This is a genomic window from Loktanella sp. SALINAS62 (assembly GCF_018263905.1).
In the GTDB taxonomy this organism is placed as follows: Bacteria; Pseudomonadota; Alphaproteobacteria; order Rhodobacterales; family Rhodobacteraceae; genus Loktanella.
In genome coordinates this window covers 308,053-324,803 of record NZ_JAAFZU010000001.1, presented here as the reverse complement: position 1 = coordinate 324,803, position 16,751 = coordinate 308,053, and the positions used below count along the sequence as shown (strand labels likewise).

Here is a 16,751-nt window from a genome sequence, read left to right as displayed (position 1 = left end):
ACAACCGCGCCTGTTGCGGCGGTCAGCCTTTTTTTAGGCACTCACGGCCCAGCAGTTCGGCGATTTGCACCGCGTTCAGCGCGGCACCCTTGCGCAGGTTGTCGGACACGCACCAAAGGTTCAGGCCGTTATCCAGCGTGCTGTCCTGCCGGATACGGCTGATAAAGGTGGCAAAGTCGCCCACACATTCGATCGGGGTCACGTAGCCGCCGTCTTCACGCTTGTCGATCACCATGACGCCCGGCGCTTCGCGCAGGATGTCGCGCGCTTCGTCTTCGTCGAGATGGTCCTCGAATTCGATGTTGATCGCTTCGGAATGGCCGACGAATACGGGCACGCGCACGCAGGTCGCCGTGACCTTGATGGACGGGTCGATGATCTTTTTCGTCTCGACCATCATCTTCCATTCTTCCTTGGTCGATCCGTCTTCCATGAAGACGTCGATGTGTGGAATCACGTTGAACGCAATCTGTTTGGTGAACTGGTCCATCGGTGGATTGTCGGTGGGATTGTAGATCGACTTTGTCTGATCCCACAGCGCGTCAATGCCTTCCTTGCCCGCACCGGACACGGATTGATAGGTGCTGACCACCACGCGTTTGATCCGGGCGCGATCATGCAGGGGTTTCAGCGCCACGACCATCTGGGCCGTCGAACAGTTCGGATTGGCGATGATCATCTTGTTCTTGTAATCGTGGATCGCTTCGGGGTTTACCTCTGGCACGATCAACGGGATTTGGCTGTCGTAGCGGTAAAGCGACGAGTTATCGATCACGACGCAGCCTGCCTTGGCGGCGATGGGGGCATATTTTTTCGTGGCCTCTGACCCCACGGCGAACAGCGCCATGTCCCAGCCGGTAAAATCAAAGGTATCAAGATCCTTGGTCTTCAAGGTCTTGTCGCCAAAGCTGACTTCGGTGCCCAGCGATTTGCGGCTGGCGAGCGCGACGATCTCGTCCACGGGGAACATCCGTTCCGCGAGGATGTTCAGCATTTCGTGGCCCACGTTGCCCGTGGCCCCGACGACGGCGATTCTGTAACCCATGGTCTGCTCCTTGAATGACGAAGGGCTGTTACGCTGATTAGCGGCAAAGGGAAAGGGTGGATGGTGTGGCAGGGGGCGCTGCCCCCGGTGCTGCGCACCCCCCCGGGATATTTTGAAAACAGCGGATCATCGCGGTCAGAGCGTTTTGACCATCGTGGTGCTGCTGGCAAAGCCGAAGATATGGCGCAGCGGGCCCATCGTCTGGGTCGCGACGGGCACGAAGCCAAGGCGTTGGTAAAGCGCGCGGGCGCGGGTGTTGCGATCTATGACGTCAAGGCGCACATGGGAATAACCGCGCTGGCGTGCTTCGCCGCAGATCGCGTCCAGCAGGGCGGTGCCGACGCCTTGGCCGCGTGCATCGGGGTGAACGCAGATACCGTCCATCAAAAAGCGTGCATTGTCGATATCGCGGTCCAGCAGGGCCAGTGGCACGGCCCGCCAGAGCGCGCCGATGGTGCCATAGGCCGCGCGCATGTCTGCAAGACCGCCTTCGACAAAGGCGCCGTCGGGGGTTTTGAAACCAACGATGCCGATCAGGCGTCCGGTTGCATCATGGGCTGTCAACGCGTGATCGCTGCGCATGGCCCGCCCGATATAGGCTAGGGCGCGGGCGTCTGGGCCCATGACACGGCCCAGCTTGCCGCCGAAGGCCTGCCAGTAAAGTCGGGCTGCCGCTGATCTGTCGGCTGTGGGCACGCCACGGCTGATGATCATGAAAATCCGGTGAACGGCAGGAATGTGACCGGGGTGCCGGGGCGAACGTCGATGCCGTCGTCGGGCAATGCAACCAGCCCGGTTGCCCAGCTTAGCCCAGAAACGCGGCCCGACCCTTCGGAGGGGAATACCTGCGCGGCGCCGTCGTTGATGCGTGCGCGCAGGTATTCGCGGCGGCCGGGTTTTTTGGATTTGCTGAACCCGGCGGGCACGGTGAACGATTGCGGCGGCTGCCAGTCAGCCCCCGCCAGCACCGCCAGCGCAGGATAGGCAAAGATCAGCGCGCAGACCTGTGCGGCGACCGGATTGCCCGGCAGGCCGAAGACCGGCACGCCATCCCACAGCCCCAGTGCCAGTGGGCGGCCCGGCTTTACCGCGATACGCCACAGGGCAAAGCTGCCGGTGGTCGCCAGCAGGGCGGAGACGTGGTCTTCGTCCCCGGCAGATGCGCCGCCAGAGGTCAGGATCGCGTCGCAACGGGTGGCGGCCTGCGTCAGGATGTGGCGCAGGCGGTCGCGGTCATCGGGCGCGCGGCCCAGATCGACGGGCGCATGGCCCCAGCCTGCCACGTCGGCCAGCAGCATGGCGCGGTTGGCGTCGAAAATCTGGCCATCGTCGACGACGCTGCCGGGGTCGCGCAATTCGTCACCGGTGGACAGCACGCCGACGCGCAGCCGCTGCCGCACGGTGATGTCACCGGTGCCGCAGGCGGCAAGGGTCGCAAGGTCGGCGGGCGTCAGGCGCCGGCCCGCGGGCAGGACGATGTCGCCTTTGGTCATGTCCTCTCCGGCGCGGCGGGCATTGGCGCCTTGTTTCAGGGGGCCGTGCAGGGCGATGCGGGTGTCGCTGGCGGTCACGTCCTCTTGCAGGACGACGGTATCGGTGCCGGAGGGGATATTCGCACCGGTCAGGATTCGCAGCGCGTGTCCCTGCGGCACGGTCCCGGCAAATGGCGCACCGGCGGCAGACCGGCCGGGGTGCAGCGGCAGGTCATGTGTGCCCGGTGGCAGTGGTCCGGCAAAGGCGTAACCGTCGACGGCCGCATTGGGGTGCGGCGGGTGGCTGCGCGCGGCGATGACCGGGCGGGCAAGGATTCGCCCGGCGGCACCCGTCACGTGGATGATGTCCTGACCCGTCACCGGCGACAAGTGCTTTTGCAGATGATCGAGGGCGGCATCGACCGGCGTCCAGTGTGCGCCCTGCGGCATGGCGAAACAATCGTTGCGCAGGGGTGGCGGGGTCAGTTTGGTGCCGCTTGCACTGTCGCTTGTCGGTGCGACGGGATCTGGCATCGCCGCACGCAGCAGGTGCTGGCTACCAAGGCCCAGAACCCAGCCTTCTTGTGATGCTGGCACATCAAGACACTGGGCCATATCCGTTTGCGACAGCGCAGAGAAGGCCGTGGCGTAAAGGGTGGTTTGGGCGGCATCCTTGATCGGGTGCAGGTCCCTGTCCAGCCCGTCGGGCAAGAGCGAAAAATAGCTTTCGGCCAGCACGATCGGGGTTGTGGCGGGCTGGAAGGGCCAGACAGACAGGTCCGCGCCAAAGCCGCGGCGCAATCGTGACAGCATCGGCAATCCCATGATGACCTGACTGCCGACAACGCCGACCCCCGACAGTTTGAACGGCGATTGCGCCCCTTTTGCTGCCGTGTCGGTGTCGCGGAATTCGGGCAGGCCGTGGCCGCCGTAGCCGGATGTTTTCTGTGTCCGAGGCAGATGATCGACATCGTGGTGCGGTCTGCCGTTGCCCCAGAAGGGGCCGATGCCGGGGAACATCGCGTTGATCTGTCCCGCAAGATCAAAGCGGTTGTTGGCGTGCTTGCTGTCCTTGACCCGTTCTTCGAACCAGTCCCAGACGGCAAGCGGATCGGATGTGCCGGTCAGGGCCTGCGCAAACCCCGCAGGATAGGCAAAGCACAAATCGAAAATGACCAGGACACGGCGGCCCGCTGCGTGTTCCTGTGCGATGGTATCAGCGATGCTGGCTTCTGCGACCTGCCGATTGCGATGATAGACCGGGTCAGTGGGCTGACCGCTGCGGGCAAGACAGGTCCAGATCGCATCTTGTTTGGGGGCCGCACCCCGATCGTGGCCGCTGGACCAGTCGACGGCAAGAACCGTGTCAAATGCGGCATCGTGGGTCATGCCATCCCCAGATCGGTCAGGATGAAATCGACGATGGCTGTCGTGTCGTCCAGATCGACGACAGGGCGGTCGGTTTGGAGCGGTGTGTCGGATGCGATCAGGCGGATGGTCGGGTCGTCCGCGGCGATCAGCGGGTTGCCGGTGGCGGCGCGAAAGGCTTCGACCTTGGGGTGGGTGTCGCGCTTGTAACCTTCGACCAGCACCAGATCGACGGGGTCCAGTCGCGCCAGCAGGTCTGACAGGGGCGGTTCGGGCGCACCGCGCAGTTCGGTCATCAACGCCCAGCGGTTGGCCGAGGCAAGCAACACCTGATCCGCACCCGCCTGTCGGTGTCGATGCGAATCCTTGCCCGGCTGGTCCACGTCAACGCTGTGATGGGCGTGTTTGATGGTGGACACGGTCAGGCCGCGGCGCACCAATTCCATCACCAGACGTTCCATCAGGCCGGTTTTACCTGCGTTTTTCCATCCGGTAACGCCATAAAGGTTCATGTCATGGCCCGCGCTGTGGCCAGATCATCCGGCGTATTGACGTTAAAGAACGCGGCATCGTCAGGGAATGTGGCGGTGCCCGCGTCATGGGCGCGGGTGAACTGCACGACCTTGCGGATGCCGTCGGTCAGCGCCTGTCGCAGCGGGCCGCGCAGGGCCACCGGCCAAAGGCCAAAGGTCGGTTGCCGCCCGCCGGGGCTGGCGGCCAGCGCCAGACCTGCGTCGCCACCGGCCAGTTGCAGTTGCGGCACCAGATCGCAGGGCAGGAACGGCGTATCGGCGGCGGCAGTGACGATATGACTGTGGCCCGTGGTCGCCGCGTGATCGAGCCCCGCCAGCACACCGGCAAGCGGGCCCGGGAAATCCGCCATGCCGTCGGGCGCCACGGGCAGACCAAGGGCGGCAAAGCGTGCGGGATCGCCGTTGGCGTTCAGCACCAGACCGTCACACTGCGGCGCGAGACGCGCGATGACGTGGTCGATGATGCGGGTCTGGCCCAGCAGCAACAGCCCCTTGTCGCCGCCGCCCATCCGCGTGGCCTGCCCGCCCGCAAGAATGACACCCAGCGGGGCGTTCATATGCGGTAGCCCGTCGGGGATGGCGCACAGCCGGGGCGCTGCCCCGGACCCCGGGATATTTTTGGCAAGAAGAAGGTCATGTGGCGGCCTTGCGCCCGGCTTTTTGTGGCTCTGGCGGTTGTGCTGCGGGGTCGGCGTCACGGATCAGACGGTGTTCGCCCGACAGGCAGACGAATCGCTGCCCTTTCATCCGTCCGATCAGGGTCAGGCCGACCTGTTGGGCGATTTCGACGCCCCAAGCCGTGAAGCCAGAGCGCGACACCAGTGTCGGAATTCCCATCAGCGCGGTTTTGATCACCATTTCAGACGTCAGGCGGCCCGTGGTGTAAAGCACCTTGTCGCCGGCGTCTTGCTGTTCGGAAAACATCCAGCCCGCGACCTTGTCCACCGCGTTGTGGCGCCCGACGTCTTCCATGTAGATCAGTGGCTGGTCGGCCTTGCACAGCACTGTGCCGTGGATCGCGCCGGCGGCCAGATAAAGGCTGGGCGTGCGGTTGATGGTGTGGCTGAGGTTATAAAGATCGGAGGTCCGGACAGAGGTATCGGGAAGGGTCACGCCATCGAGTCCGGCCATCATGTCGCCAAAGACCGTGCCGACGGCGCAGCCCGATGTCCGGGTCTTGCGCGCCAGCTTGTCTTCGTGGTCGGTCTGGACGCGGGTGCGCACGACGACGGTTTCGATTTCTGCGTCATAGTCGACGCCGGTGACCTGATCGCTGCGTTTGAGCATGCCCTGATTGAGCAGGAAGCCCAAAGCGAGATACGTGGGATGGTCACCGATGGTCATGGCCGTGACGATTTCGCGTGCGTTCAGGTAGATCGTCAGGGGGCGTTCTTCGACCACGTTCAGGCTGACCGCAGCACCTGACTGGTCGGTGCCGGTGACGATGCGGGTCAGGCGCGGATCGTCCGGTGCGGGGCCGATCAGGTAGCTTGCGTTCTGGGCGGTGGCCAATTGAAGTTCCTGTTTGTCAGGCGTAACCGGGTCGTTGTGAAACCTAGGGGGAAACCATGGCCTCTGCCACAGCGAAATCGGTTTATTTGCAAGGCGTGCGGGACGGCATGCCATTTCTGCTGGTGGCGATACCGTTTGCGGCCTTGTTCGGTGTGTCGGCGATCGAGGCGGGACTGACCATCGGGCAGGCGATGGGATTCAGCGTTCTGGTCATCGCGGGGGCGTCGCAATTCGCGGCGCTGCAGATGATCGTTGATCATGCGGGCGTCGCACTGACTCTGCTGGCCGCACTGGCGGTGAATTTGCGGATGGCGATGTATAGCGCATCGCTGGTGCCCTATTTGGGTGATGCGCCGCTGTGGAAACGCGCCTGCGTGTCCTATCTGCTGTTCGACCAGACCTATGTCGCGGGGGTGGCCCGGTTCGAGGCGGCACCGCAGATGACGGTGCGCGACCGGATGGCGTTTTTCGTTGGGGTGGCCACGCCGATCGCACCGGTCTGGGTGGTGGCGACGCTGCTGGGGGCGCTGCTGGGCGCGCGGATACCAGAGGCGGCGGCACTGGATTTCGCGTTGCCCATCACATTCATCGCCATGGTTGCCCCGATGCTGCGAACGCTGGCGCATGTCGTGGCGGCACTGGTGTCGGTGGTCGTCGCGTTGGCGCTGATCGGGTTGCCGTCGGGCACCGGCCTGCTGATTGCGGCAGCCTGTGCCATGGCTGCAGGCGTTATCGTCGAGGAGCGCACGGCATGAGCGACACCACCATCTGGACAGTGATCCTTTTGTTGGGGATCGGCACATTCGTGATCCGGTTTTCGTTTCTGGGGCTGATCGGCACGCGTCCGATGCCGCCGCTGTTGCTGCGTCTGCTGCGCTACACGCCGGTCGCGGTTCTGCCGGGTCTTGTGGCGCCACTGGTGCTGTGGCCCGCGGCCACAGGGGGGACGCCCGACCCCGCGCGGCTGTGCGCGGCAGCGGTTGCGATGGCGGTGGGATTATGGACGCGCAGTGTGCTTCCGGCGGTGATCACCGGTTTTGCCACTCTGTATCTGGGGCTGTGGCTGACGGGCGCGTTCTAGCGCATCTGCATTTCGATTTCGGCCAGCGCCAGTGATTTGTTGTCGGGGTCGTTTTCACGCCATTCGCGTTGCGTGACGCCGGGCAGCTTGCCAAAAGCATTGGCCAGCCGGTTTGGTGAAAACGTGCGCGGCAATCCATCGAAACCGGGCAATTGACGCAGCAGGCCAGATGTCGCTTGTGCGCAAAATGCCTGCGATACCGCACCGTTGGTCAGGGACAACCGCGCCGCCTGTTCGGCCACGCTATCAGTGACCCGAACCGTTTGGGCCAGCACATAGTATGTTTCGCGGGCATGATAAGAGACGTAATAGGCTTCGACCTGTGGGGTCATGCCGAACAGCACATCATTGCGTTCCGCAATGAAACTGTGGCGGAACGATCCGGCGGGATCGAACATGATCCGCTGGCTGGGGGCGTCGATCAACACGGCAGTATGCGCACCATTGCCGGTGCGGATGCCGCGCATGGTATACAGCGTCAGAACGCGCGGGCCGGGACCCGCGAATTGACGCTGCGCAATCAGTTCAGGGGTCGAAGACGTCTGCGGTGCGGCACAGCTGGCCAATGCCGCGGCCCCGCCCAGCAGGGCAGCACGGCGGGTCAGCATCAGCCGTTGACGAGCGCGAGGAAGATCAGGAACGCGATGATCAGAATGGTCCCGCGTGACACGAACCACATGAAACCGTCGAACGTCTTTTCCTGTGTTTTGATGTCCATTTCGCCGTGTTTGTGATCTGACATGAGACTGTCCTTTGGTAAGCGTTTGGGGTGAAATAGACCATTCGCAGGTGGCTGTCACGCCCCGCTGGCGGCATCCTGCGGGCTGATTTCAAGATTGTCATTGGCCGTGAAATACCACGCGCCGTCCTGCCCCATATGCCGGGCAACCCGCCCTGTCTGGTGCAGGTGATTCAGGTGTGCGACCGATTCCGCCAGCGCCAAGCCATAGGTGCCCGCGTCGATCTGTCGTTTGAACAGCGGGGCAAAGCATTGCGCGGCGCTGCGCGGCTCCCCCAGATGTGCCAGCAGACGGTCCAGCGCGTGATGGTGATTCTCTATCATCTGGCGCAGGCGCAGGGGCAGTCCGGTATAAGGCAGCTTGTGCCCGCCAAGAATCAATTGTTCGGCGCGCGCGTGGGGCTGAAATCTTTCGCAAGATGCGATCCAGTCGGCCACGGGGTCGGCGTCCGGTTCGGTGGGATAGACGCCCAGATTGGGGCTGATCGACAACAGCAACTGGTCGCCGCCCAGCACGACAGCATCGTCGCGTGACCACAGGGTCGCATGTTCGGGCGCGTGACCGTCACCCATGCGGATATCCCACGTGCGGCCCCCGGCGGTCAGGGTGCCGCCGTCGATCAACCGGGTAAAGCCCAGCGGCAGCGGATGCACGCAATCGGCAAAGTTGAAAGGCCGTTCATTACGGCGCTGGGTCAGGATGTCGGCATCCATGCCGGCACGGGTCCAGAACGCGATCTGTTCGGATTGCGCGGTTGTCTGTTCATCCAGCACCAGCATGCGGGCCTGCAAATAAGCTGTCCGCGTGGTCAGCAGCGTCGCCCCCTGCGCCATGAACCAGCCTGCAAGGCCGACGTGGTCGGGGTGGTGGTGGGTGACCAGCACGCGCTTGATCGGCTTGCCCGCCAGCGGGCCGTCGATCAGGTCTTGCCAAATCGCGCGGGTCTTGCGGGTGTCGAACCCGGTGTCCACGATGGTCCACCCATCGCCGTCGTCCAGCGCATAGACGTTGACATGGTCCAGCGCCATGGGCAGCGGCAGGCGGATCCACAGGATGCCGTCGGCAACGGTGATCGCCGTGCCCGGCGCGGGCGGATCGGGGAAGGGTGTGTTGATTTTCATAGCGCGTCTGGTGACGCAGATGCAGGCAGGACGCAACTGCGCCCCGCCTGTCGTGCCATCGTGGCAGTGATCATGCGACCGCCAGATCGTCCGGCGAGATCGCCAGCAGGTCCACGCCACCGGCGCGCACTTGGGCCAGCAGGCCCGACACCTCTGGCAACAGGCGCGTGATGTAAAACCGCGCCAGCCGCTGGCGGGTTTCATCGCCGTGCAACGCGGCCTTTAGGTGGGCATGGCCGCCCAGCACGCGGGCAAAGGCGGATTGATAGGGCACGGCACCCGCGAACCGGTCCTGCATATCGGTGCGCGCGACAAGCCAGTCGGTCGCTTCGGACAGTTCGACAGAGGCGTTCCAGACCGCTTCTGCCAGTTCGGGAAACTGACCTTTGGCTGCGTCGGCACCGGACTGGACTTCGTCCAGCAGCGCCTGTGCCGCTTCGCCGCCGTCCATCATCTTGCGACCGACCAGGTCCATAGCCTGAATGCCATTGGTGCCTTCGTAGATGGCGGTCACGCGCACGTCGCGGACGTATTGCGCGGCGCCGGTTTCTTCGATCACGCCCATGCCGCCGTGAACCTGAATTCCCAGCGACGCGACCTTGATCCCTGTGTCAGAGCCAAAGGATTTGGCGATCGGCGTCAGCAGGGCGGCGCGGGCGCGGTGTGTCGCGTCACCGGTTGCTGTCGTCATATCCAGCGACACGGCGCACATGGTGGAAATCGCGCGTGCGGCAAAGATTTCGGCCTTCATTTCAGCCAGCATCCGGCGCACGTCGGCGTGTTCCACGATAGAGCCGCTGCCGCCTGCGCGGCCTTGCTTGCGGTCCAGCGCATAGGCCAGCGCGTGTTGATAGGCGCCTTCGGCGGCGCCGATGCCTTGGGTGCTGACACCGACGCGGGCGTTGTTCATCATGGTGAACATTGCAGCCATGCCGCCGTGTTCCGGTCCGACCATCCAACCGGTCGCACCGTCGTACTGCATCACTGCGGTGGGTGATCCGTGCAGGCCCATCTTGTGTTCCAGCGACACGACGCGCAGGTCGTTCTGCTTGCCGGGGTTGCCATCCGCGTCGGGGATGTATTTCGGCACCAGAAACAGGCTGATCCCCTTTGTCCCCGGCACACCGTCGGGCAAGCGCGCCAGCACGAGATGGCAGACGTTTTCGGTGAAATCGTTGTCGGCCCAACTGATATAGATTTTCTGGCCCGAAATGCTGTAGGTGCCGTCGCCGTTCGGTTCCGCCTTTGACGCCAGCGCGCCGACGTCGGACCCGGCTTGCGGTTCGGTCAGGTTCATGGTGCCGGACCATTCGCCGGACACCAGTTTCGGCATATACAGATCCTTGATCGCGTCGGAGGCGTGGTGTTCCAGCGCTTCGATCTGGCCCTGTGCCATCAACGGTTTCAGTTGCAGCGCAAGGCAGGCGCCCGACATCATGTCGTTGACCGCGACCGACAGGCTGAATGGCAGGCCCATGCCGCCGTAGTTTTCACTGGCACACATGCCGATCCATCCGCCGTCCGCAATGGCGCGATAGCCGTCGCCAAACCCCGGAGAGGTCCGCACCACGCCGTTTTCCAGTCGCGCGGGGTGGGTGTCACCATTGCGTTGCAGTGGGGCCAGCACCTCGTCGCACATCTTGGCCGCTTCGGTCAGGATCGCGCCGGTGACATCGGGCGTCGCTTCGGCGAAACGATCCGTTGCGGTGACATCGGCAAACCCGGCGACGTGATCAAGTATGAACCGGATATCGGTGGCGGGTGCGTGATATGGCATGTGCTCAGCCTTTAAGTTATGGGTCCGGGGCGCTTGGCACCGGCACGCGTGATCGCTATGTCGGCCCCAACTGTGCCAAGGGTAGCCGTGTCATGCAATCGCGCAACGCAAACGCCACGTCAGAACGGCTGGGCCCCGATGCCGCAGGTGTGGCGCGGGCCGCGGCACTGCTGACCAGTGGCGGGCTGGTCGCGTTCCCGACTGAAACGGTCTACGGCTTGGGTGCGGATGCCTGCAATGCCGATGCCGTGGCGGGCATCTTTGCGGCCAAGGGGCGGCCCAGTTTCAACCCGCTGATCGTGCATGTTGCCACCGTCGAAGCGGCGCGCGCGTTGATCGATCTGGACAACCGTGGTGATCTGCTGGCGCAGGCGTTCTGGCCCGGTGCGCTGACGCTGGTCGGTCGATTGAAACCCGGCGCTGGGATCGCGTCATTGGTGACGGCGGGGCTTGATACGCTGGCGGTGCGGGTGCCTGATCATCCATTGGCGCAACGGCTTTTGGCGGCATTCGGCAGGCCAGTTGCGGCCCCGTCGGCCAATCCATCGGGGCGGGTTTCACCGACGACGGCGGCGCATGTGCTGGCCGGATTGGATGGCCGAATTGACGCAGTGCTGGATGGTGGTGCCTGCGGCGTCGGGCTGGAATCCACCATCATCAGTGTTGTCGGTGCACCGGCGCTGTTGCGCGCCGGTGGTGTTCCTGCAGAGGCATTGGAACAGGCGTTGGGCGTCGCCCTGCGGCATCCGGGCGACGATCCATCCGCGCCGATCTCACCCGGCCAGCTTGCCAGTCATTATGCCCCGCGCGGGCGTGTGCGACTGAATGCCACAACCGCGCAAAACGATGAGGTGCTGCTGGGGTTCGGTCCGGTCAGTGGTACGCTGACCCTGTCTGCTGCAGGCGATCTGCAAGAAGCGGCGGCGCGGCTGTTCGATTGCCTGCACCGGCTGGATGCGATGGACGCACCCGCCATTGCGGTGGCACCCGTTCCTGATCGCGGGCTGGGCCGCGCGATCAACGACCGGCTGCGCAGGGCGGCCGCGCCGCGCTGATCGAACGGCGCTGCCTTAGTCTCGGCGGGTTATTTGCTTTTGCAATCGTGTGGTGGGGGGCCATGTTCGGCCCCCCCGCCTGAGTTTGTCAGATCAATGTAAGCAGTTTTTCAGCGGCTTCTTCAGATGAAGCGGGGTTCTGGCCGGTGACCAGTTTGCCGTCCATCACAACGTATGACGCCCAGTCGTCGCCTTTGTGGTATATGCCACCGTTGGCTTTCAGCATGTCTTCGACAAGGAACGGCACAACGTCCGTGAGGCCGACGGCTTCTTCTTCGGTGTTGGTAAATCCCGTGACCTTACGGCCAGCGACCAGTGATTTGCCGTCCGTGCCCTTTGTGTTCTGGAAAATGGCGGGTGCGTGGCAGACGGCACCCAGCGGGCGGTCGGATGCAACGACGGTTTCGATCAGCTTGATGCTATCGGCGTCCTGGCTCAGATCCCACAGCGGGCCGTGTCCGCCGGGATAAAAGACCGCGTCAAAACCGCTGGCATCCACAGTGGACAATACGTCGGTATTGGCCAGCGCCTTTTGCGCATCGTCGTCTTTCTTGAACCGGCCGGTCGCGGGGGTCTGCGCGTCGTCGGTGTCGGAAGACGGATCAAGCGGGGGCTGCCCGCCTTTGGGTGAGGCCAGTGTGATTTCGGCACCCGCGTCCTTGAACACATAATAGGGCGCTGCGAATTCTTCGAGCCAGAAACCGGTTTTCTTGCCGGTGTCGCCCAATTGATCGTGCGAGGTCAGAACCATCAAAATTTTCATCGCTGTATCCTTTTATCGAAATGCACAACGCCGCAGACAAAATCTGCGGCGGTCATACATTCAATGCGTCGGACGGGATGAAGTTCCCTGAGGCGCCATATCACGTGGCGTCAACGCCACCCCGGTACGTCAGTCGCGCAACTGACTGCGCAATTCTTCGGCCTCGCGCCGGGCGTCGCGCAGGCCTTCCATGGCGGCGCGCAATTCGGCTTCTGTCTGGGACAGCTGGTTGGTGATTTCCGCCTCGCGCTGCTGCAGGTAGGTGATGGCCTGATCGCGGGTTTCTTCGGCTTCGTGCAGCGCTTGCGCCATGCGGTCCAATTCCCCGATCTCTGCCTTGGTGACGCGCGTGGCGCGGGTGACCAGCCAGTTGGCGAACCATCCCAGCGAAAAGGCAATAAAAAGGATGATGGCGGTGGCGACGATAAATTCAGTGCGGTTCAAGTGCTGCGGTCCTGCATTATTGGTCCTCGGCGGTGTCGTTATCCGCGTCGGTCGTTGTTGCGTCGTCGTCAGCCGTTTCAGCCTGGATCAGTGAAAATTCGATCCGGCGGTTTGCTTCGCGGCCTTCTGCGGTGTCGTTATCCGCGATCGGGTCAACTTCGCCAAGTCCGTCAGCCGCGAATGTTGAAATGGGGATACGGCGCACGCGCAAGGCGTCCAGCACGGCCTCTGCGCGCTGCTGGGACAGTTGCTGGTTCATGTCTTCGCCGCCCTGACTGTCGGTATATCCGGCAATCTGCAGTGCAATGTCGGGGCATCGGCGCAGGATGTCCGCGATGTCATCCATGATGTCCTGCGATGCGCTGGTCAAAGAGGCAGAGCCGGGATCGAACAGGATCTTGCGTTCCGATGTGACCACGCCGATCTGTGCAATGCATTCATCCGGCGTCGGCAATCCGGCGACGGGGTCCAGTGCTTCTACATAGGTGATGTCCAGTTCGGCATTCGCTGTGGCACCCAGCTTGTCGATCAACAGGGCGGTGATCTGCGCATCCGCATTCGCGTTGCCGGTTTGACCTGCAACAGACACGGTTTCGGGTGTGACGGAAACGTTGCCGCTGCTTAGTTGGGCCAGTGCTTCGAGCGCGGCCAACACACGGACCGACCAGTCGGCGGGCAGGCCTTCGGCCACGTTGGTGCCCATCGTGACGTTCACCGCGCCGAATTTTGCCGCCGCATAATTTTCCGCCGTCAGATTGGACAGATCGGTTTCGATCCGGCCGCGCAGTTGAACCTGACCTTCGGGGCTGCGCGTGGCGGTAAATGTCGGCGGACCTTCGGCGGTGGGGTCCGCCGGGCGTGGCAGTTCCGTCACCAGTTCGAACAGGTCCGGCAACGTATTGCCCAGCGTGCCTGCCGCCTGTTCAAACGCGGCCTGATCGGTGGTTTCCAGCCCCTGCAACGTGACGGTCGTATCGGCAACGGTGACCGTGCCGCCGTCCAGATCGGACAGCGCGCGGATGGCTGTGGCCACGGCGTCGCCCCATTCGGACGTCGGCGCGCCCAGTGCCTGCACGCAGGACGATTTTCCGCTGAACCCCAGCGCGCTGGCGGCCGAAATGATTGTCCGTTCAGATTCGGGGCTGTTGGCGGCGCACGCGGCAAATCGCGCGCCGTCGGGATCGACTGTAAAGCGGACGGTATAGGGCGAAATCACCGGGCGCGGCGCTGTGATCGTGATGGCGCGCTGCACACCCGTGGGTGCCGTGCGGGCCAACGAGGTCTCAAGCTGCGACTTTTCCAGCGCACTGTCCGCGATGGCCGTGATTTCGACCCGTTCGGCGCTGACCGAAATCTTTGAGCGCGGCAAAAGGTCGAGCGCACGCAAAGCGTAATCCATCGCGGCGCGCCAATTTGGCGGCACCGGGTAATCGGCAGCTTCGAGAAAATCCGTGACCTCTGCCCCGCCGGCGATACGGGCGATGCGGGCGTTCAGCGCCTCGCGGTTGGTGTCGGCGGGGATCAATCCGATCAGCGACACGCCGCTGTCGTTGCGCAAGATTTCGACCGCGAATTCCGGCGCTGCGATCCCGTCGGTATCCACCACGGTCATGTTGTCGATGACCCGGCTGGCATCCACCACCCGTCCGGCGGACGACATGGCGCGAAAGCGCGCAGCTTCTGACGGGGCGGACCCTTCGAGGATGACCTGAAGCCCGTCGCCGATCACCGATGTCCACGGCATGTCGGCATCGACCAGATTTTCCTGCACCGACATGACAGAAATGTCTTCGACCATGGCGACGGTGGTGCGTGCGGCAAGCACGCTGACCCCGGCGGCAAGGACAAACGCGCCGGCGCGCAGGAAAAGGTGGGATAGGCGCATGGGCCGGAATCCTGTCAGTTATCGTGCCGCAGGGTGTAGGCCGACCTGTCGCAGGGTGCAATCATAGCAGCAGTGCAACGGCGAAAAACGGCAAAGCCAGCAACCCTGCGTTGCGATTGGACCGGAACAGCCGCAGCAAACCTGCGTCATCCTTTGAATCGAACTGGGCCAATTGCCACGATAAATGCCATCCCAGCGCCCACGGCCCGCCGATTGCGATGACCAGTGACAGGAAAGAGCGGTCCGCCACAGCACCCAAGGTTGCGAACAAAACGCCCACGACCGTAGCGACCAGAAACCCCAGCAGCCATTTTGGCGTGCGGTCACCGAACAGGCGGGCGGTGGATTTGACGCCGATCAGGGCGTCATCCTCTGCATCCTGATGGGCATAGATCGTGTCGTAAAACAACGTCCATGCGATACCCGCGCCGTAGAGCACAAAGGCGGGCCAGTGCAGCGCGCCGGTATGCGCGGTCCACAGCAAAAGCGCGCCCCAGTTGAACGCGAGCCCCAGAAACACTTGCGGCCACCACGTAAAGCGTTTTGCAAAAGGATAGATCGCCACCGGAAAAAGCGCCGCAATCCCGACAATGATGGCCACAGGCGGAAAGGTCAGCAGGATCAGGAACGACACCAGCGCTTGCGCGATCATCCAGGCCAAGGCCTGACGGATTCTGACCTGCCCCGACGGGATCGGGCGCGAACGGGTCCGCGCCACGCTGCCGTCGATATGGCGGTCCGTGATGTCGTTCCATGTGCAGCCCGCACCGCGCATCAATGCCGCCCCGACGCCGGACCCGACAAACAGCCAGACGTCAAAGGCGGTGAAGCTGCCGGTATAAAGACTGGCCAACAGGATCGCCCACCAGCAGGGCAACAGCAACAGCCACGTGCCGATCGGACGATCAAACCGCGACAGCCGCAGATAGGGGCGCAGGAATTCGGGCGCGCGGGTGTCGACCCAGTTGCCTGCGGAATCCGCGACGGCGGCGTCTGGTGTCCGGGGGGAAGGGGTCATATGTATCGCTTCATGGTATCCAAGGTTCGGCTCTATGTAGATCACCCGCTGTCCGAAGGGCAAACACTCCCGCTTGACCGGGCGCAGGCGAATTACCTCTTTGCGGTGATGCGGCTGGAACCGGGGGACGTGGTATGTCTGATCAATGGACGTGACGGTGAATGGGATGCCTGTGTCGAAGCTGGCAACAAGCGCGGTGGATTGATGCGTTGCCTGTCGCAGACCGCAGCGATGCGACATCCGCCGGATCTGTGGCTGGTGTTTGCCCCGATCAAAAAGGCGCGCACCGATTTCATCGTGGAAAAGGCGGTGGAACTGGGCGCGGCGCGGCTGGTGCCGGTGCAGACCGCGTTTACCAACGAACGGATGCGCAAGGACAAGCTGCAGGCCCACGCGATCGAGGCGGCAGAGCAATGCGGCGGGCTGTATGTGCCGCCCGTGGATGATCTGCAAAAGCTGGATGTCCTGTTGGACCACTGGCCCGCGGATCGTCATATCCTGTTTTGCGATGAGGGTCTGACCGGCGCACCGCTGGACCTGTCGGCATTGCCGGTCGGGCCATGGGCCGTGTTGATCGGACCCGAAGGTGGTTTTTCCCCTGCCGAGCGGGCGCGGCTGCACGCAATGCCGCAGGCCCACGCGATCAGTCTGGGACCACGCATTCTGCGCGCCGATACCGCCGCTGTTGCGGCCCTGACGTTGTGGCAAGCGTCGCTGGGCGACTGGCGATGAGGATGCCACGATTTCTCTGCGAAAAATCGGTTTGGGGCGCTGCCCCCGGTGCTGCGCACCTCCCCGGGATATTTTTGGCAAGAAGAAGCAGGGGACCATCGCGATGCGGTTGATGAAAATGCAGGATCCGCCGGTGCGTTTGCATGATTGCGTGCATCGGGCGACATTTGCGAAGATTACGAACAGTGGCGGTGTGAATGGTGCT

The 16,751-nt window shown here is 63.4% G+C and carries 18 protein-coding genes; 4 read left to right on the top strand and 14 right to left on the bottom strand.

Annotated elements, in window-relative coordinates; genetic code table 11:
- Positions 1–22 precede the first annotated feature (22 nt).
- The 6 genes from GZH79_RS01570 to GZH79_RS01545 form a co-directional block, all read right to left on the bottom strand.
- The gene (locus GZH79_RS01570; protein ID WP_211641376.1) at positions 23–1,045 is read right to left on the bottom strand and encodes an aspartate-semialdehyde dehydrogenase; all 1,023 of its coding nucleotides are present in this window, start codon (positions 1,043–1,045) and stop codon (positions 23–25) included.
- 135 nt (positions 1,046–1,180) lie between these two features.
- Entirely contained in the window at positions 1,181–1,759 is a 579-nt protein-coding gene (locus GZH79_RS01565; RefSeq protein WP_211641375.1) for a GNAT family N-acetyltransferase, read from the bottom strand.
- Positions 1,756–3,906: a gephyrin-like molybdotransferase Glp gene (gene glp / locus GZH79_RS01560; RefSeq protein ID WP_211641374.1), complete on the bottom strand. Its 2,151-nt coding sequence runs from the start codon at positions 3,904–3,906 to the stop codon at positions 1,756–1,758. Before glp ends, GZH79_RS01565 begins: the two co-directional genes overlap by 4 nt.
- On the bottom strand, positions 3,903–4,397 hold the full coding sequence (gene mobB / locus GZH79_RS01555; RefSeq protein ID WP_211641373.1) for a molybdopterin-guanine dinucleotide biosynthesis protein B: 495 nt from the start codon (positions 4,395–4,397) through the stop codon (positions 3,903–3,905). The genes glp and mobB overlap by 4 nt, the downstream gene beginning before the upstream one ends.
- A complete protein-coding gene (mobA, locus tag GZH79_RS01550) occupies positions 4,394–4,975 on the bottom strand; it encodes a molybdenum cofactor guanylyltransferase MobA (protein WP_211641372.1) in 582 nt (193 codons plus the stop codon). The genes mobB and mobA overlap by 4 nt, the downstream gene beginning before the upstream one ends.
- Positions 4,976–5,051: 76 nt before the next feature.
- Positions 5,052–5,930, bottom strand: coding sequence for a formate dehydrogenase accessory sulfurtransferase FdhD (locus GZH79_RS01545; protein WP_249218913.1), 879 nt, complete (start codon positions 5,928–5,930; stop codon positions 5,052–5,054).
- A gap of 56 nt (positions 5,931–5,986) precedes the next feature.
- Between GZH79_RS01545 and GZH79_RS01540 the strand changes: the two genes are divergently transcribed.
- Together GZH79_RS01540 and GZH79_RS01535 are read left to right on the top strand one after the other, a co-directional pair.
- A complete protein-coding gene (locus tag GZH79_RS01540) occupies positions 5,987–6,685 on the top strand; it encodes an AzlC family ABC transporter permease (RefSeq protein WP_211641370.1) in 699 nt (232 codons plus the stop codon).
- A complete protein-coding gene (locus GZH79_RS01535) occupies positions 6,682–7,011 on the top strand; it encodes an AzlD domain-containing protein (protein WP_211641369.1) in 330 nt (109 codons plus the stop codon). Before GZH79_RS01540 ends, GZH79_RS01535 begins: the two co-directional genes overlap by 4 nt.
- On the opposite strand, the gene GZH79_RS01530 is transcribed toward GZH79_RS01535, so the two are convergent.
- The 4 genes from GZH79_RS01530 to GZH79_RS01515 all read right to left on the bottom strand — a co-directional run bounded on the left by GZH79_RS01530 (position 7,008) and on the right by GZH79_RS01515 (position 10,649).
- Positions 7,008–7,619 (bottom strand): hypothetical protein, encoded by a 612-nt coding sequence (locus tag GZH79_RS01530; protein WP_249218912.1) that lies wholly within the window; start codon positions 7,617–7,619, stop codon positions 7,008–7,010. The two genes, GZH79_RS01535 and GZH79_RS01530, sit on opposite strands and share 4 nt — an antisense overlap.
- Positions 7,619–7,753 carry an aa3-type cytochrome c oxidase subunit IV gene (locus GZH79_RS01525; protein WP_211641368.1) on the bottom strand — a complete coding sequence of 45 codons (135 nt, stop codon included), beginning with the start codon at positions 7,751–7,753 and terminating at the stop codon, positions 7,619–7,621. The genes GZH79_RS01530 and GZH79_RS01525 overlap by 1 nt, the downstream gene beginning before the upstream one ends.
- A gap of 54 nt (positions 7,754–7,807) precedes the next feature.
- Positions 7,808–8,872 (bottom strand): MBL fold metallo-hydrolase, encoded by a 1,065-nt coding sequence (locus GZH79_RS01520; RefSeq protein ID WP_211641367.1) that lies wholly within the window; start codon positions 8,870–8,872, stop codon positions 7,808–7,810.
- A 70-nt stretch (positions 8,873–8,942) separates the two neighbouring features.
- Positions 8,943–10,649, bottom strand: coding sequence for an acyl-CoA dehydrogenase (locus GZH79_RS01515; RefSeq protein WP_211641366.1), 1,707 nt, complete (start codon positions 10,647–10,649; stop codon positions 8,943–8,945).
- Between the two features lie 92 nt (positions 10,650–10,741).
- On the opposite strand from GZH79_RS01515, the gene GZH79_RS01510 reads away from it, so the two are divergent.
- Positions 10,742–11,704: an L-threonylcarbamoyladenylate synthase gene (locus GZH79_RS01510; RefSeq protein ID WP_211641573.1), complete on the top strand. Its 963-nt coding sequence runs from the start codon at positions 10,742–10,744 to the stop codon at positions 11,702–11,704.
- 88 nt (positions 11,705–11,792) lie between these two features.
- On the opposite strand, the gene GZH79_RS01505 is transcribed toward GZH79_RS01510, so the two are convergent.
- The 4 genes from GZH79_RS01505 to ubiA all read right to left on the bottom strand — a co-directional run bounded on the left by GZH79_RS01505 (position 11,793) and on the right by ubiA (position 15,814).
- Complete coding sequence (locus GZH79_RS01505) at positions 11,793–12,467, bottom strand: type 1 glutamine amidotransferase domain-containing protein (RefSeq protein WP_211641365.1); 675 nt, start codon at positions 12,465–12,467, stop codon at positions 11,793–11,795.
- Positions 12,468–12,596: 129 nt separating this feature from the next.
- A complete protein-coding gene (locus GZH79_RS01500; RefSeq protein ID WP_211641364.1) occupies positions 12,597–12,911 on the bottom strand; it encodes a hypothetical protein in 315 nt (104 codons plus the stop codon).
- A gap of 16 nt (positions 12,912–12,927) precedes the next feature.
- Complete coding sequence (locus tag GZH79_RS01495; RefSeq protein ID WP_211641363.1) at positions 12,928–14,796, bottom strand: OmpA family protein; 1,869 nt, start codon at positions 14,794–14,796, stop codon at positions 12,928–12,930.
- A 61-nt stretch (positions 14,797–14,857) separates the two neighbouring features.
- On the bottom strand, positions 14,858–15,814 hold the full coding sequence (gene ubiA, locus GZH79_RS01490; protein WP_211641362.1) for a 4-hydroxybenzoate octaprenyltransferase: 957 nt from the start codon (positions 15,812–15,814) through the stop codon (positions 14,858–14,860).
- On the opposite strand from ubiA, the gene GZH79_RS01485 reads away from it, so the two are divergent.
- Complete coding sequence (locus GZH79_RS01485; protein WP_249218911.1) at positions 15,815–16,546, top strand: 16S rRNA (uracil(1498)-N(3))-methyltransferase; 732 nt, start codon at positions 15,815–15,817, stop codon at positions 16,544–16,546.
- Positions 16,547–16,751 lie beyond the last annotated feature (205 nt).

Coding starts and splice junctions, on each gene's coding strand:
- GZH79_RS01570 (WP_211641376.1), bottom strand. CDS start 1,045: ATGGGTTACAGAATCGCCGTCGTCGGGGCCACGGGCAACGTGGGCCAC.
- GZH79_RS01565 (WP_211641375.1), bottom strand. CDS start 1,759: ATGATCATCAGCCGTGGCGTGCCCACAGCCGACAGATCAGCGGCAGCC.
- glp (WP_211641374.1), bottom strand. CDS start 3,906: ATGACCCACGATGCCGCATTTGACACGGTTCTTGCCGTCGACTGGTCC.
- mobB (WP_211641373.1), bottom strand. CDS start 4,397: ATGAACCTTTATGGCGTTACCGGATGGAAAAACGCAGGTAAAACCGGC.
- mobA (WP_211641372.1), bottom strand. CDS start 4,975: ATGAACGCCCCGCTGGGTGTCATTCTTGCGGGCGGGCAGGCCACGCGG.
- GZH79_RS01540 (WP_211641370.1), top strand. CDS start 5,987: ATGGCCTCTGCCACAGCGAAATCGGTTTATTTGCAAGGCGTGCGGGAC.
- GZH79_RS01535 (WP_211641369.1), top strand. CDS start 6,682: ATGAGCGACACCACCATCTGGACAGTGATCCTTTTGTTGGGGATCGGC.
- GZH79_RS01530 (WP_249218912.1), bottom strand. CDS start 7,619: ATGCTGACCCGCCGTGCTGCCCTGCTGGGCGGGGCCGCGGCATTGGCC.
- GZH79_RS01525 (WP_211641368.1), bottom strand. CDS start 7,753: ATGTCAGATCACAAACACGGCGAAATGGACATCAAAACACAGGAAAAG.
- GZH79_RS01520 (WP_211641367.1), bottom strand. CDS start 8,872: ATGAAAATCAACACACCCTTCCCCGATCCGCCCGCGCCGGGCACGGCG.
- GZH79_RS01515 (WP_211641366.1), bottom strand. CDS start 10,649: ATGCCATATCACGCACCCGCCACCGATATCCGGTTCATACTTGATCAC.
- GZH79_RS01510 (WP_211641573.1), top strand. CDS start 10,742: ATGCAATCGCGCAACGCAAACGCCACGTCAGAACGGCTGGGCCCCGAT.
- GZH79_RS01505 (WP_211641365.1), bottom strand. CDS start 12,467: ATGAAAATTTTGATGGTTCTGACCTCGCACGATCAATTGGGCGACACC.
- GZH79_RS01495 (WP_211641363.1), bottom strand. CDS start 14,796: ATGCGCCTATCCCACCTTTTCCTGCGCGCCGGCGCGTTTGTCCTTGCC.
- ubiA (WP_211641362.1), bottom strand. CDS start 15,814: ATGACCCCTTCCCCCCGGACACCAGACGCCGCCGTCGCGGATTCCGCA.
- GZH79_RS01485 (WP_249218911.1), top strand. CDS start 15,815: ATGTATCGCTTCATGGTATCCAAGGTTCGGCTCTATGTAGATCACCCG.